Origin of the sequence: Pseudomonas abietaniphila (assembly GCF_039697315.1) — a bacterium.
Classification (GTDB): domain Bacteria; phylum Pseudomonadota; class Gammaproteobacteria; order Pseudomonadales; family Pseudomonadaceae; genus Aquipseudomonas; species Aquipseudomonas abietaniphila_B.
Map to the genome: position 1 here is coordinate 797,417 of NZ_CP155619.1, position 14,981 is coordinate 812,397.

10 protein-coding genes are annotated in these 14,981 nt (G+C 61.9%); 3 read left to right on the forward strand and 7 right to left on the reverse strand.

Annotated elements, in window-relative coordinates:
- The first annotated feature begins 120 nt into the window (after positions 1-120).
- Positions 121-963 (forward strand): EamA family transporter, encoded by an 843-nt coding sequence (locus ABDX87_RS03475; protein WP_346831609.1) that lies wholly within the window; start codon positions 121-123, stop codon positions 961-963.
- 24 nt (positions 964-987) lie between these two features.
- Here the strand turns inward: ABDX87_RS03475 and ABDX87_RS03480 are convergent, their stop codons facing one another.
- The 6 genes from ABDX87_RS03480 to ABDX87_RS03505 form a co-directional block, all read right to left on the reverse strand.
- Positions 988-2,472 (reverse strand): efflux transporter outer membrane subunit, encoded by a 1,485-nt coding sequence (locus ABDX87_RS03480; protein ID WP_346831610.1) that lies wholly within the window; start codon positions 2,470-2,472, stop codon positions 988-990.
- A gap of 18 nt (positions 2,473-2,490) precedes the next feature.
- Positions 2,491-5,598: an efflux RND transporter permease subunit gene (locus tag ABDX87_RS03485; RefSeq protein ID WP_346831611.1), complete on the reverse strand. Its 3,108-nt coding sequence runs from the start codon at positions 5,596-5,598 to the stop codon at positions 2,491-2,493.
- Positions 5,595-8,771, reverse strand: a complete 3,177-nt coding sequence (locus ABDX87_RS03490) for an efflux RND transporter permease subunit (RefSeq protein WP_346831612.1) — start codon at positions 8,769-8,771, stop codon at positions 5,595-5,597. The genes ABDX87_RS03485 and ABDX87_RS03490 overlap by 4 nt, the downstream gene beginning before the upstream one ends.
- Entirely contained in the window at positions 8,768-10,015 is a 1,248-nt protein-coding gene (locus tag ABDX87_RS03495; protein ID WP_346831613.1) for an MdtA/MuxA family multidrug efflux RND transporter periplasmic adaptor subunit, read from the reverse strand. The genes ABDX87_RS03490 and ABDX87_RS03495 overlap by 4 nt, the downstream gene beginning before the upstream one ends.
- Positions 10,016-10,360: 345 nt before the next feature.
- The gene (locus ABDX87_RS03500) at positions 10,361-10,846 is read right to left on the reverse strand and encodes a hypothetical protein (protein ID WP_346831614.1); all 486 of its coding nucleotides are present in this window, start codon (positions 10,844-10,846) and stop codon (positions 10,361-10,363) included.
- A 134-nt stretch (positions 10,847-10,980) separates the two neighbouring features.
- Positions 10,981-11,520, reverse strand: a complete 540-nt coding sequence (locus ABDX87_RS03505) for a helix-turn-helix domain-containing protein (protein ID WP_346831615.1) — start codon at positions 11,518-11,520, stop codon at positions 10,981-10,983.
- Between the two features lie 131 nt (positions 11,521-11,651).
- Between ABDX87_RS03505 and ABDX87_RS03510 the strand changes: the two genes are divergently transcribed.
- On the forward strand, positions 11,652-12,434 hold the full coding sequence (locus ABDX87_RS03510; protein ID WP_346833692.1) for an aldolase: 783 nt from the start codon (positions 11,652-11,654) through the stop codon (positions 12,432-12,434).
- 114 nt (positions 12,435-12,548) lie between these two features.
- Here ABDX87_RS03510 and ABDX87_RS03515 read toward each other — a convergent pair whose 3' ends face one another.
- Positions 12,549-12,893, reverse strand: a complete 345-nt coding sequence (locus ABDX87_RS03515) for a hypothetical protein (RefSeq protein ID WP_346831616.1) — start codon at positions 12,891-12,893, stop codon at positions 12,549-12,551.
- A gap of 309 nt (positions 12,894-13,202) precedes the next feature.
- On the opposite strand from ABDX87_RS03515, the gene ABDX87_RS03520 reads away from it, so the two are divergent.
- On the forward strand, positions 13,203-14,942 hold the full coding sequence (locus ABDX87_RS03520; RefSeq protein ID WP_346831617.1) for a dipeptidase: 1,740 nt from the start codon (positions 13,203-13,205) through the stop codon (positions 14,940-14,942).
- Positions 14,943-14,981: the final 39 nt, after the last annotated feature.

Consider the following 14,981-nt stretch of genomic DNA (forward strand, 5'->3'; position numbering starts at 1 on the left):
GCCAATTTATCTGGTTTGTCAGGGACCACCAAGATAGATATTTTGCTGATCACGCCAGCGTCGGCCGACGATGTCTACTTTGCAGCACTCCTCTCTGCCCTTACTTTGGAATACACCACCATGCTCAGCGCCACTGGCGGTTTTGTACTGCTTGCCGCCATCCTTCATGCCAGCTGGAATGCCCTGCTGCATGGCAACCGCGACCGACATCTGTCCATGGCCTGGATGAGCATCGTCATCGCCACCGTCTCTACGCTGGTCGCCCTTAACCTGCCGCTGCCCGCCGCCGGGGCATGGCCATACATCATTGCTTCCGGCCTGGTGCACATCGTCTACAACATCAGCCTCATCCGCTCGTACGGCCGCAGCGACCTGTCAGTGGCCTACGCCATCGCGCGAGGCTCGTCGCCATTGCTCGTCACCCTCGGCGCGGCGCTGTTCGCCCAAGAGGCGATCAGCCCGCTGCACGCCCTCGGGATCGTCATGATATCGGGCGGTATTCTTGCGCTGGCACTTCTCGACCGCCGCGTCTCCCGCGCCGATGTCCTCGCGGCACTGAGCACAGGCGTGATCATCGCGCTGTACACCGTGATCGATGGCATTGGCGTGCGTCAGTCCAACGGCCAGGCCTTCGCCTACACCGCCTGGATGTTCGTGTTCTATTGGTCGATGCCGCTGCTCTTCATCGCCAAACGCGGATGGGCCGCGCTGCTGGATCCGGTCCGCACCCACCCGCTCTCCGTGACCGCATCGCTGGGCGGCGGACTGGTGTCCATCGGTGCCTATGGAATCGTGATCTGGGCGATGCAATCGGGCGCCATGGGCGGCGTGTCGGCGCTGCGCGAAACCAGTGTGGTGTTCGCGGCACTGATCGGGCGCGTGTTTCTGGGCGAGGACATGAGCGGGAAACGCTGGACCGTGTGCGCCGTGGTAGCCGCCGGCGCCGTGTGCCTGGGGCTTTGAACGGCGCAACATGGCCCAGACGCGTTACGGCGTTACGGCGTTTCCACCGGCCATGGACACCGGTTGTTCAGGATTCCAGGACCCGCCCAGCGCCGCCTGCAACTGCACGCTGGTGACCAACTGGGTGGCCACCAGACTGAGCAATGTCTGGCGCTCGTTGAGGCTGGTGGCCTGGGTCGTGGCCACGTCGAGGTAATCGATGACGCCGGCTTCGTACTGGTCACGGCTGACCGCTGCCGACTCTTCGGCCGATTGAGCCGAGTTACGCCGCGCTTCCAGCTCAGGCTGCAAGGTGCGCAGTTCCACCAGGTAATCCTCGACTTCACCCAGACCGGTGAGCACGGTCTGGCGATAGGTCGCCACCGTTGCGTCGTACGCATGCCGCGCTTGATCGACGCCCGCCCGCGTCGCGCCAAAATCGAGAATGGTGCCGGTCAGGCTGGGGCCGATGGACCAGAAACGGTTGGGCAAGGAAAACAGATTGCTCACCGTCGAGCTTCGATAACCGCCACTGGCGCTCAGTGTCAGGTCAGGGTAATAGGCCGCCGTCGCGACGCCGACCGCCGCGTTCGCAGCGGCCATCTGACGCTCGGCGGCGGCGATGTCCGGACGACGTTCCAAGAGGCGACTCGGCACGCCCAATGGCACGTCGGGCACGTGATACTGCCAGGCCGGGTCAGCGGTCAGGGCGAAGTCCGCAGGCGGCTTGCCGATCAACAATGCGATGGCGTGCTCCAACTGCGCGCGCTGCCACTGCAGGTCCAGCATCGAGGCCTGGGCGCTCTGCAGTTGGGTCTTGCCGGTCGCGAGATCGGCACGCGAGGAAATCTGCTCGTCGTATTTGTTCTGAATGATCTGCAAGTAACGCTCATAACCCGCGATGGTTTCCCGGTACAAGGCGATACGCTGATCGAGCAGACGCAGCTGAAAGTAATCCTGAGCCAGTGACGATTGTGCGCTCAGGGTCGCGTTGGCGAGGTCGGCAGCACTGGCCTGCGCGCTGGCCCGGTCTTGCTCGTTGGTGCGGCGCAACCTGCCCCAGATATCCGCTTCCCAGCTCAGGTCCAAGCTCGCCGAATGTTCCTTGCTCACGCCGCCCGCACTGCCCACGCTGCCGCCAGACGACGACCCATTGGACGACGACCCGGTGCCCGACTCGCTGCGGGTGCTTGATCCCGTGCCGGTCAGTGTGGGGAACAGCTCGGCGCGGGACTGACGCACCAGCGCCAATGCTTGCTGGTACTGAGCGGCGTACAGCGCAACGTTCTGGTTATTGAGCTGCACCTGGCTGACGAGCGCGTCCAGTTGCGGGTCCTGATAGAGCGTCCACCAGGCGCCCTTCGGCAGTTCGTCCTGAGGGTTGGCCGCCTTCCAGCCTTGCGCTTCCTTGAAGGTCGCGGAAAGCGGCGCGGTCGGCTTCTGGTAGTCAGGGCCGACCATGCAGCCGGCCAACAGGGTGCTGGACAGCAACAAGGCGATGCAGAGACGGGACAAAGGAAATGCGTTCATTCAGTTAAACCCTGTCAGTCAGCCGGGCACGTGAGCGCGGCGAATACGCGTGTGCCATAAGGTGCGGGACGCGCGGCTCAGGCGATCAAGATAGAGGTACACCACCGGCGTGGTGAACAGCGTCAGCAGTTGGCTCAGCACCAGACCTCCTGCGATGGCCACGCCCAGCGGCTTGCGCAGGTCGGCATCACCGCCGCTGCCCAGGGCCAGCGGCAACGCGCCGAAAAAGGCCGCCAGCGTGGTCATCATGATCGGCCTGAAACGCATGCGGCAGGCCTCGATGATCGCCTGTTCGGGCGACAGCTTGCGGTCGCGCTCCGCCATCAAGGCGAAATCGATCATCATGATGGCGTTCTTCTTGACGATGCCGATCAACAGCAGGATGCCGATCAGGGCAATCACGGTCAGCTGCATGTTCACCACCTTGAGCAGCAACAGTGCGCCCACGCCCGCCGACGGCAAGGTCGAGAGGATGGTCAGCGGATGGATGTAACTCTCGTACAGCACGCCCAGCACGATGTAGACCGCCAATAACGCCGCCGCGATCAACCACGGCATGCTCGCCGCCAGTGATGCGTAAGCCTGTGCGGTCCCCGCAAAACCGTATTGTATGTCTCGCGGCAGCCCGACCTTGTCGACCGCTGCATTGATGGCCGCCGTCGCCTGATCGAGGGACACGCCGTCCTGCAGGTTGAAGGCAATGGTGCTGGTGGCCGACTGGCCCTGATGGGCCACCGCCAGCGGTGCGTTGTCAGGGGCGAACGTGGCAAACGCGGTCAGTGGCACCTGCTGGTTGTCGCTGTTGATCACGTACATGCGATCGAGCATGGTCGCGTCACTCGTGTAGACCGGGTCGAGCCCCATGACCACGTGGTACTGGTTCAAGGTCTTGTACAAGGTGGCGACCTGCCGCTGGCTGTAGGCATTGTTCAGCAGGTTATCAATATCGGTGACGCTCACGCCCAGACGGCTGGCGGCAGCGCGATCAATGTGCAGCTTGAGCTCCTGGCCGCCGGTCTGGGAGTCGGAGTCGATACCGGTCAATTGCGGCAAGGTACGCAGCGCGGCCTCGACCTTGGGCGCCCACAGGCGCAGCACATCCAGATCGTCGGCCTGCAAACTGAACTGGTAGGTGGCGTTGGCACTGCGGCCACCCACGCGAATGTCTTCAGCCGGGGTCAGGAAGAGCTGAATGCCCGCCACTTTGTTATTGGCTCGGGTCAAGCGGTTCGCCACGGCCGCCGCGCTGCTGGTGCGAAGGGTGTAATTCTTGAGCCGGACAAAGAAATCACCGGTGTTGCGCGAGCCTGCGCGGCCGCTGCCGGTCGACGACATCACCGCTTCCACGTCGGGGTCAGCCGCCAGGTCATGGGCAATCTGCATCAGGTGCGGTTTGAGCGCCTGAAACGAGATGCTCTGATCGGCTCGCACCGCCCCCATCAACACGCCGGTGTCCTGCGCCGGGAAGAAACCCTTGGCGACCGTGGCGTACAGATAAACGTTGAAACCGACCGTCAAGAGCAGGCTGAACAGCGTCAGTAGGCGATGGCGCATGACCCAGGCCAGTGCAGCGATGTACGCCCCCTGCAACCGCGCAAGCCCCGCCTCGATCCACTGGTAGACACGCGGTTGTCTGGCATCGTGGGCGGGCTGGCGTAGCAGCATCACGCACAGGACCGGCGTGAGGCTCAAGGACACGATCATCGACAGGCACAGGGCGATGCTCAGTGTCACCGCAAACTCGCGAAACAGCCGACCGACGATGTCGCCCATCAGCAGAATGGGGATGAACACGGCAATCAGCGACAGCGTCATCGACAGCACCGTAAAGCCGACCTCGCGGGTGCCCATCAACGCGGCGCGCAACGGGCGCATGCCCTGTTCCTGATACCGTGCGATGTTCTCCAGCACCACGATGGCATCGTCCACCACGAAGCCGGTGCAGATGATCAAGGCCATCAGCGACAGGTTGTCGAGGCTGTAGCCGAGCAAGTACATGATTGAGCACGTACCGATCAACGACACGGGCAGCACCACCGCCGGAATCAACGTCGCGCGCAGGTTGCGCAGAAACACGAAGACCACGGCAATCACCAGCAACGTCGCGATCAACAAGGTTTCTTCAGTGTCATGCAACGACGAGCGCACCGTCGGGCCACGGTCAATGACACTGATCAACTGCACGTCGCCCGGAATCTCGCGCTGCAGCTCCGGGATCAGCGCCTTGATGCTGTCGATGGTCTGCAGCATGTTCGCGCCCGCCTGACGGGTCACGCCCAGCGTCACCGAAGGCTGGCCGTTGTAGTAGCCGCCGACGAAGGTGTCCTCCACCGAATCGTAGACGTTCGCGACATCACGCAGGCGCACGGCCGCGCCGTTCTGGTAGGTGATGACCAGCGCCTGGTAATCGCTGGCCTTGTCGATCTGATCGTTGCCGTCGACCACCCAGCTTTGAGCGTCGCCCTGCAGAATGCCCTTGGGCTTGGCCTTGGTCGCGTTGTTGACGGCTTCGCGCACCGCCTCCAGCGAAATACCGGCGTGGTTCAGCAGGTTGGGCTGGATGTCGATGCGCACCGCGGGCAACGCGCCGCCACGGACCGAGACCTCGCCCACGCCGTTCACCTGAGCGATTTTCTGTTGCAGCTTGCTGTAGGCCAGGTCGTAGAGTTCGCCCGGACTGCGGGTCGACGAGGTCAGTGCCAGCATCAGCACCGGCGCTTCGGAAGGGTTGGCCTTGCGGTAGGTCGGCAGCGACGGCATGGAACTGGGCAGCAAACTGCGCGAGGCATTGATGGCCGCCTGCACGTCACGGGCGGCGCCATTGATGTCGCGATTGAGCTCGAACTGCAGGATCAGGGTGGTCGATCCCTGGCTGCTGGTCGACGTCATTTCGGTGATACCGGCGATCTGTCCGAGGCTGCGTTCCAGTGGCGTCGCCACCGTGGCCGCCATGGTTTCGGGGCTGGCACCGGGCAGCGAAGCGCTGACCATGATGGTCGGGAAATCCACTTGAGGCAGCGGCGCCACCGGCAGCAGCTTATACCCCAGGATCCCGGCCAGCGTGATACTCAGGCTCAGCAACAGCGTCGCCACCGGACGACGAATGAACAGCCGGGAAAGGTTCATGCCTGCGCCCTGCCTCGGTTAATACGTGCCTTGGCCCGCTCCGAGAGACGATCGAACATCAGGTAAATCACCGGTGTGGTGAACAGCGTCAGCACCTGGCTCAGCAGCAGACCGCCCACAATCACCAGGCCCAACGGCCGGCGTAACTCAGCACCGGCGCCCGTGGCGAGCATCAGCGGCAGTGCGCCAAACAGCGCCGCCAGCGTGGTCATCAGGATCGGCCGCAAACGCAACAACGCCGCCCGGTGAATGGCCGCACGCGCATCGAGGCGAAGATGCTGGCGACCTTCAAGCGCGAAGTCGATCATCATGATCGCGTTCTTCTTGACGATCCCGATCAGCAGCACCACGCCGATCAAGGCGATGAGGCTGAACTCGGTGCCGGTCAGTATCAGCGCCAGCAACGCCCCGATGGCTGCCGATGGCAGCGTCGAAAGAATGGTCACCGGGTGAATGAAGCTTTCGTACAGCATGCCCAGCACGATATACATCGTGACCAGCGCCGCGAGGATCAACCACAACGTATTGCCGGTTGCCGTCTGGAACGCCTCGGCCGCGCCCTGATACCGCAAGGTGATGCTGCTCGGTGCGTCGAGTTCGGTCATGACCTGGCTGATCGCTTGCTGCGCCTGCTCCAGCGAGTAACCGTCTGCCAGGTTGAACGACAGGGTCACGGCCGGAAACTGATCCAGGCGGCTGAGTGACAGGGAGCCGGTCCGCTGACCGACCTTGGCGATGTCGGTAAGGCGCACCATCTGCGCCGGCGTGGTGGCGGTGCTGGTCGCGCTGCCTGTGCCCGACGACGTGCCGCTGACGGTGGACGTGCTCGTGGTGGAGTTCGGGGTGACGGCAGCCAGGTAGATGTCGTTAAAGGACGCCAGCGATTGCTGGAATTTGCCCGGCACCTGCAGCACCACCCGGTATTGGTTGGACTGGGTGAATATGGTCGAAATCAGGCGCTGGCCGAAGGCGTTGTACAGCGCCGTGTCCACATCCGAGGCACTGATGCCGTAGCGCATGGCGGCGGCTCGGTCCAGTTCGACATACGCCACCAGTCCCTGATCCTGCAGGTTGTCGATGACATCGCGCATTTCCGGACGATGCTGCAACTTCTCCATGAGTTTGGGCACCAGCACCGACAGGTTGGCACTCTCCGAGTCGTCCAGCGTGAACTGGTACTGACTCGGGGTCAGTTGGTCGTCAACGGTCAGGTCCTGGGATGACACCAGGTTCAACTGGATACCCGCCACGGCCGCAGCGGATTTCTCCAGACGCGTGATCACCTGAGTGGCCGTTTCGTCGCGCTCATCGAACGGCTTGAGTTCGATCTGCAGACGGCCGTTATTCAGCGAGCTGTTGTTGCCGTCGACCCCGATGGTGGATGACACCGACTGCACGGCAGGGTCCTGACGCACCACCTCGACCATGGCTTGCTGACGGCGGGCCATTTCACCGAACGACACGTCTTGCGACGCGCGGGTGAAGCCCTGGATCAAACCGGTGTCTTGGGTCGGGAAGAAGCCTTTGGGCACGACCAGATAGAGCAGCGCGGTCAGCGCCACGGTGCCGAGCGCCATCAGCAGGGTCAGGCGTTGGTGATCGAGCACCCACACCAGCCCACGGTCGTAGCCGTCCAGCACTCTCTGATACTGACGATCGCCCCAAGCCGCAAAGCGACCTTTCCGGTCGTCGGGCACGTGGCGCAACAAGTGACCGCAGAGCATCGGCGTCAGGGTCAGCGAGACCACCATCGACACCAGAATCGCTACTGCCAGCGTGATGGCGAACTCACGAAACAAGCGCCCGACCACGTCGCCCATGAACAGCAGCGGAATAAGAACGGCGATCAATGAAAAGGTCAGCGAAATGATGGTGAAGCCGATTTCCTGTGAGCCCTTGAAGGCGGCAGCCATCGGTTCCTCACCCTCCTCCAGGTGCCGGGTGATGTTTTCCACCACCACGATCGCGTCATCGATGACGAAGCCGGTGGCGATGGTGAGGGCCATCAGCGTCAGGTTGTTGATGCTGAAACCCGCCAGGTACATCACCCCGAATGTGCCCACCAGGGAAAGCGGCACCGCGAGGCTGGGAATCAGGGTGGCCGTGAAATTGCCCAGAAACGCGAAGGTGACCAGGACCACCAGCCCGATGGACAGCAGCAGTTCAATCTGAACGTCTTTGATCGAGGCGCGAATGGTCTGGGTACGGTCGCTGATCACGGTCAGTTTGACCGAGTCAGGCAATGCGGTTTGCAGCGTCGCCAGCTTCTGCTTGATGCTGTCGACCACTTCGATGACGTTCGCACCGGGCTGGCGCTGCACGGCAATCACGATGGCCGGCTGGCCGTTGGCCGTGGCCCCCAGGTATTGGTCCTGGGGCGCTTCGGCAGTGGTCGCGACGTCCTTGAGTCGCAACGCCGCGCCGTTTTCGTAAGCCAGCACCAGCTCGCCGTACTCCACCGCGTCACGCAACTGGTCGTTGGCATCGATGGTGATGGAATGCGACGGCCCGTCGAAGCCGCCTTTGGAGCCGTTCACGTTGGCCGCGTTGACCTTGTCGTAGACGTCTTCAAGGGTCAGGCCGTGGGCGGCGAGGCTGGTGGGGTTGACCTCGATCTTCACCGCCGGCTGCTGGCCGCCCGCAAGGCTGACCATGCCCACGCCGGAAATCTGCGAGAGCTTGAGCGCGACGCGGGTGTTGACCAGATCCTGCACCCGGGTGAGCGGCAGGCTGTCGGACGTCGCAGCGAGGGTCAGTACGGCGGTATCGGCCGGATTGACCTTCTTGTAGGTGGGCGGGTTTGGCAGGTCGGTGGGCAGCAGGCTGTCGGCGGCGTTGATGGCCGCCTGCACTTCCTGCTCGGCAACGTCCAGCGACAGATCCAGCGAGAACTTCAGGGTGATCACCGACGCCCCGGCCGAACTGGTCGAGTACATCTGCGCCAGACCCGACATCTGACCCAGCTGACGTTCCAGGGGCGCAGTGACGGCCGACGCCAGGACGCTCGAACTGGCGCCGGGGTACAACGTGCTGACCTGGATGGTCGGGTAGTCGACTTCAGGCAGGGCCGAGGTGGACAACAGCCGGTACGCAAAAATGCCTGCCAGCATCACCGCCATCATCAACAGCAACGTCGCAACCGGCCGCTGGATAAACAGTCGTGACGGGTTCATGGGCTGACATTGCCGGTGGCTGGCTTCGCGCTTCCGGTTGCAATGACGTCGGTGCTGGCAGGCTTCTCGATTTCGACCTTGCTGCCCTCACGCAGGTGGTCGATCCCGCGAGTGACCACCTGCTCGCCCGGCTGCACGCCTTGGGTGACCACCGTCTGCTCGCCCATGACCGGACCGACCTTGATGCTTCGGCGGGTGACCTTGGCGTCCTTGACCACGTACAGAAACTCGCCGTCACTGCTCAGTTGCACTGCGGCGGACGGCACCACCACGGCGTTGTGCAGCGTGTCGGTGGTCAGCTTCACGTTGACGAACTGGTTGGGGTAGAGCTTCTCGTCCGGGTTATCGAACAGCGCCTTGAGCTTGATGCTGCCGGTGGTGGTGTCGATCTCGTTGCTGATGAATTTCAATGTACCGCTGGCCAATGGCGTCGTGCCCAATTGGTCCAGGGCCTGTACGCTCAATGCCTCCCCTTTGCGCACTTTGGGCAACAGTGTCGCCAGTTGCGCCTGGGGCAAGCTGAAGGTGACGGCGATGGGGTTGGTCTGTGTCACGGTGACGATGCCAGTGGTGCTGCTGGACGAGACGATGTTGCCGGGATCGACCAGACGCAGGCCGACGTAGCCGTCGATGGGCGAAACGATTTTGGCGTAAACCAGATTCAGTTTTGCGGCATCGATCTGGCCCTGATCCGCCTTCACCGCACCGGCGTACTGACCGACCGTGGCGGTCTGGGTGTCCAGGTCCTGCTTGGCGAGCGAGTCTTTGGCGAACAAACGCTTGTAACGCTCCTCGGTCAGCTGCGCGCTCTTGAGTAATGCCTGGTTCTGCGCCATGTCGCCCTGATATTGATCCAGCGTGGCCTGATACGCGCGCGGATCGATTTGCGCCAGTAACTGACCCTTCTTCACGTACTGCCCTTCGGTGAAATACACGGCCATGAGTTCACCGTCGACGCGACTGGTGACCGTGACCGAATAATTGGGAACAACTGTGCCCAGCGCTTGTTGAATCACCGGCACATCCGCCGTGCCCGCGGTGCCCACGGCAACGCTGACGGCCACGTTGGGATCGGTCATGCCCGGCCCGCCGTGACGTCCACCGGGGCTGGACGCGGTTGCGCCGCTAGCCGGCGCCGACGACGGTGTGCGTTCGATGTAGACGAAAACAGCGCCAATGGCTGCGGCTATCAGGAGCGCAACTACAAGGCGCTTTCGTGAGCGGGCTGCCGGAATCTGGGTCATTGGATACTTCTGCGTGGACAAGGAACGAATGGACAAAAAAACGGGTGCGCTCGAGGGCATAGCGCCGGGCATGCATCGGTCGGCGACAGGGCAGCCGCGCACAGGGCACCGCCAATGACAGCGGGCGGGCCAAAGAGGTTCAAGCAGCTGAGGATGTTTCGAATTGTTGCGCCATTTAGCCCTGCACGGCCCAGGCGAACAAGCGAGGTGGACGACCTTTGCAGATTATTTACATTCCGCTGCTGACGGAATCAGTGCGGCGAGCGACACGGTTTTCACCACTGACAGTGCCACGCCTGGGGCCACCGAGGTCTAAATGCACCTATCGCCCGTTATCGAGCGGGCTCAGTAATAGACGTCCTCAGCACTCATCCGGCCAATCTTCCAGAACGTCAGCAGCGAGATGCCGAACAACACCATAACGATCAGTACGCCACCGGTCATGATGAAGAAGCCCGGCCGCAAGTGGTTCACATGCTCAGCGAGGCTGTTGATCGACGGGAACCAGTCGCAGTACACCAGCGCGACGGGGCCACCCTCGACATACCGGCGTTGTTCACCGTATCGAGTGTCGAGGTACTCAGCCTCGTGTGCATTGCCGGATTGATCGTTGTAGCGATAGTGGAGAATCGCAGCGCTGCTGTTTCGGGGCAGTGGCTCGATCTGCGTGATCGTTGCGGAGGTTTCCACCGCGCTGATGCGCAACAGTGCATAGCGGCCGCCTTCACGCATGGCCATGGCGGCGATTCCCAGCACAAGGATGCACACCAGGGTCAGCAGAATAATGCGGTTGTAAAGGTTGTCGCGTTCGGCTTCGCGTGGGTAATACATGGACGCTCCTTCGTATCGATCCTTGAGACTGAGGCTATTGGCATCGGCTGTCGGAGACAAAGCTTTAAGCGCCCTGTCGACACCACCGAGCAACCGACCTGCGCCACAGCCCTGCTCCACAACACACCACCGAATCACGCGTCTGTACTGTGTACAACCACCAGCAACTCCGCCTGTTCTTCAGAGACGGTGCGCAGCCGATGGGATTTCTGCGCGTTGAAATGCAGCGCGTCCCCTTCGTCCAGAGTCTGGCGCTCGTCACCGAAATCGACCTCCACGCGTCCGCGCACCACGAAGATGAACTCCTCGCCCACGTGCTCCTTGAACGCCGAATGACCGAACGAACGCGGCGGATACACCAGAAATGGCAACAGCGCCCTTTGCCCGATATGACGCGCCAACGGCACATGGGCACCCGCAGATGCGCCATCGGATGCTCCGCGTGGCTGACGTCGAACGAGGCTGTAGCCCTCCAACGGCAACGGCTCAGTGCTGAACAGCTCCTCGGCCTGGGCATTGAGGGCCTTGGCCAGTTTCAGCGCGACGGCAATGGACGGCGAACTCACGCCCCGCTCCACTTTGGACAGGTAACTTTTGGTCAACCCGGTCAGGCGGGCCAGTTGCTCCAGCGTGATGCCCATCTTCTTGCGCAAGATTCTCAGGTGTACCGCCATCCCGCGTTGTTCCTTGAAAGGTCATGACACACAGCTTGATAATGACACAAGGTGTCATTAGGATCACGAAGTGTCTTGAGGGCGTTGCAGCGCCCGTGAATGTTTAAACGGCTCTCAAACAGGTGCTGACCGTGACCACGACCATGAACGCCCCGAAAGATCAGCTGGTAAAGCTCGCCGAACAACAGATGATGACCGCCCTGATCGACAACGATTACAACGCCCGGCAAAAACTCGCGCTCACCTGCCGCATTCTGTTCGACGGCGGCCACGACTCTGGCCTCGCAGGCCAGATCACGGCGCGTGCGCCAGAACCCGGCACGTATTATACGCAGCGCCTGGGCCTGGGTTTTGACGAGATTACGGCGTCCAGTCTTCTGGTGGTCGACGAAGACCTGAAGGTCTTGCAGGGCCAGGGCATGGCCAACCCTGCCAATCGCTTTCACAGTTGGCTCTACCGCGCCCGGCCCGATGTGAACTGCATCATCCACACCCACGCGCTGCACAGCGCGACCTTGTCGATGCTCGAAGTGCCGCTGGCGGTGTCGCACATGGACATCTGCCCGCTGTTCGAGGACTGCGCGTTTCTGAAGGACTGGCCCGGCATCCCCGTGGGCAACGAGGAAGGCGAAATCATCGCCAATGCGATCGGCGACAAGCGCGCCATTCTGCTTGCTCACCATGGGCTGCTCATCGCGGGTGGGTCCATTGAGGAGGCCTGTGTGCTGGCACTGCTTTTTGAACGGGCAGCCCGCATGCAATTACTGGCCATGAGCGCGGGTGAGATCCGCCCGATCCCGGAGACGCTGGGCAAAGAAGCCCACGACTGGATTTCAACCCCCAAGCGCCACGGCGCGGCCTTCAATTACTACGCGCGACGAGCGCTGCGCGGGCACGGCGACTGCTTGGGCTGACGCACGAGAAACGGCGCATCGGATCAAGTCCTGACGCCGAGCCAGCCCTGCGGAATCAGTAACCGTTCATCGCCGGTTACTGATTTTTTCTAACTCTTCCATTGCCGCGGTGAGTCACAGACTTACAAGAACGGGCCACACCGCCCGTCCCTGTACTTTTTGCGACCTTCTGATTTTTTTGATGAAGAGGCATTTACCCATGAACAAGAAATTAAGCATCGCGTTGGCGATGGCAGGTCTGACCTGCGTCCTGTCGGCGCCGTCAATGGCCGGTTCTTCAACCCCGAGCAGCTCGAGCGGCAGTAGCATGAGCGGCCCGTCCTCGTCTTCTAACGGCAGTTCCTCAAGCTCGGGCGAATCCTCAAGGCCCAGCGGCACCAATGGCGCCGCCACCAAAGGCACCGCCCTGCCCGGCTCCGGCGGCGAGGCGGGGAGCGGCGGCAATTCGAGCCCCGGCAATAAATCTCCATCCGGCGCTGGCTCAAGCTCCACCAGCGGAAGCGGCGGCTAAACCCTGCGCTTCTGCACGAGTTTCTGGCCAGCTCAGGTGCCTGCCTGAGGCTGGTCAGTGCTTCTCATCGCCATGATCGCTGCGCCAAGGTAGCGCTGCTTTCACGAACCTGGACGACAAAGGGCTCCAGGTTTTCCAGGCGCAAGCATCTTAAATCATCGCTCCACATGACCTTGATGTGATGGTAGGTTGCATATCTTTCTGATCGAACGATCAGTTATTTCCCACCCACCGCCTGCAAAGGAATGCCTCCAGCAATGGACTTCTCACTCAAAAAACTGGCTGCGGCCACAGTGGTTCTGGTCAGCCTTTCGTCGTTCACTACTCCGGCATCTGCCAACCTCACGGCCCAGCAAAGCGCGGCCATTCTCACGACGTTCAACGATGCATCGGTCAAAGACTTCAGGCAGTTCCTCGGCCGTCTTGCCAAGAGCGATGTCGCTAAAACCGACACCATGGCGCCTGCCATCAACGGCTTCCTGGACAACAAAACGTTGTCGGCCGAGCAGCAAAACGAAATCCATCGTCTGCTGGGGCTGTACGCGCGGGTGAAGTACGGCGCGGCGGCCACTGAAACCCTGCGCGAACTGGTTGCCATTCCCACCGTGCGTGCCGATGGCGTTCCACAGCACGAGAACCCTGAGTTCCTCAAGATCGCCGACAAGATCAAAAGCCTCGCCCAGGCGTTTAACCTGAATTTCCGTAACATCGACAACCGCGTGTATGAAGTGTCCCTCGAGGGCAGTGGCAAGGAAGTCGTCGGCATCCACGCCCACGCCGACGTGGTGCCCGTCACGCCGGAAAACTGGGTGCTCCAGGACGGCACCAGGCTCGACCCGTTCAAAGTCACCCTGATCGGCGATCGCATGTACGGACGCGGCACGGAAGACGACAAGAACGGCATCGTCGTCGCGCTCTACGCCATGAAAGTCATCAAGGAAGAAAAGCTGCCCCTGGCACGCCACTTCAAGTTGCTGATCGACACCACCGAAGAAACAGCAGGCGACGCCATCCCCTACTACTTCGAACGCAACCCGGTGCCTGAATACAACCTCGCACTTGACGGCAGCTACCCGGTGGTGATTGCCGAGAAAGGTTACGGCACTGTCATGGCCACGTTTGCCCGCCGCAGAGCCGAAGGCAGCGGCGCGGAAATGACCTCCATGACCGGCGGCCTGGCGACCAACCAGATTCCCTCAAGGTCAGTCGCCACCCTCGTCACCGACACACCTGCCGAACTGGCCGAGGCTTTGCAAAAAGCGGGCGCGGACTATGCGAAACACAACGGCGGCGACTTCCAGATCGATGCCAAGGTCGTTGGCAAAGACGTCACCCTTACCGTGACCGGCGTTTCCGCCCACTCATCCGAACCGCAATCGGGCGTCAATCCCGTCGCCAGAATGCTGGACTTCATCAACAGCCTCGACGGCAACATCGCCCTCAAACACAACCACATCACCGACGCCGCGCGATACGCCGCTGATAACTGGGGCCTGGACTACCTGGGTGGCAAACTCGGGGTCGGCTTCTCCGACGCATTCATGGGCCCGCTGACCGCTTCGCTGACCTACGTCGCCATGGACGACAAAGCCTTCAAGCTGGCCGTCAACCTGCGCGTGCCGAAAGGCAAGTCACCGGAAACCCTCAAGTCCGACATCGCCGCAAAGCTTGACGCCTGGACGCAGAAGAGCCACATCACACCCGCGTTCGAGCTCTCGATTGCCGAACCGATGTACCGCAACCCAGAAGGCGAGTGGGTGAAAGCCTTGCTCTCCGTGGCCACAGAAAACCTGGACATGGCCCACCAATTTGGTACGTCCGCCGGCGCGACGTCGGTGCATGAATTGCCAAACGGCGTGCAGTTCGGGCTGGCGAAACCCGATGTGAAGTACACCGGGCATACGGATGGGGAGTTCAAGACAACGGGTCAGTTCTTGATGGATTTGCAGATCGTGACGGAGATGATGGGCCGGATCGGGCAGTTGCCGAAGCTTTGATGGGCCGCGGCAGGACTCGCCGCGAGGGCGGGTCCTGCC

What these genes read in the sequence shown, in the direction of transcription:
- ABDX87_RS03495 (WP_346831613.1), bottom strand. Translation starts at nt 10,015, where the DNA reads ATGACCCAGATTCCGGCAGCCCGCTCACGAAAGCGCCTTGTAGTTGCG.
- ABDX87_RS03500 (WP_346831614.1), bottom strand. Translation starts at nt 10,846, where the DNA reads ATGTATTACCCACGCGAAGCCGAACGCGACAACCTTTACAACCGCATT.
- ABDX87_RS03490 (WP_346831612.1), bottom strand. Translation starts at nt 8,771, where the DNA reads ATGAACCCGTCACGACTGTTTATCCAGCGGCCGGTTGCGACGTTGCTG.
- ABDX87_RS03485 (WP_346831611.1), bottom strand. Translation starts at nt 5,598, where the DNA reads ATGAACCTTTCCCGGCTGTTCATTCGTCGTCCGGTGGCGACGCTGTTG.
- ABDX87_RS03480 (WP_346831610.1), bottom strand. Translation starts at nt 2,472, where the DNA reads ATGAACGCATTTCCTTTGTCCCGTCTCTGCATCGCCTTGTTGCTGTCC.
- ABDX87_RS03505 (WP_346831615.1), bottom strand. Translation starts at nt 11,520, where the DNA reads ATGGCGGTACACCTGAGAATCTTGCGCAAGAAGATGGGCATCACGCTG.
- ABDX87_RS03520 (WP_346831617.1), top strand. Translation starts at nt 13,203, where the DNA reads ATGGACTTCTCACTCAAAAAACTGGCTGCGGCCACAGTGGTTCTGGTC.
- ABDX87_RS03475 (WP_346831609.1), top strand. Translation starts at nt 121, where the DNA reads ATGCTCAGCGCCACTGGCGGTTTTGTACTGCTTGCCGCCATCCTTCAT.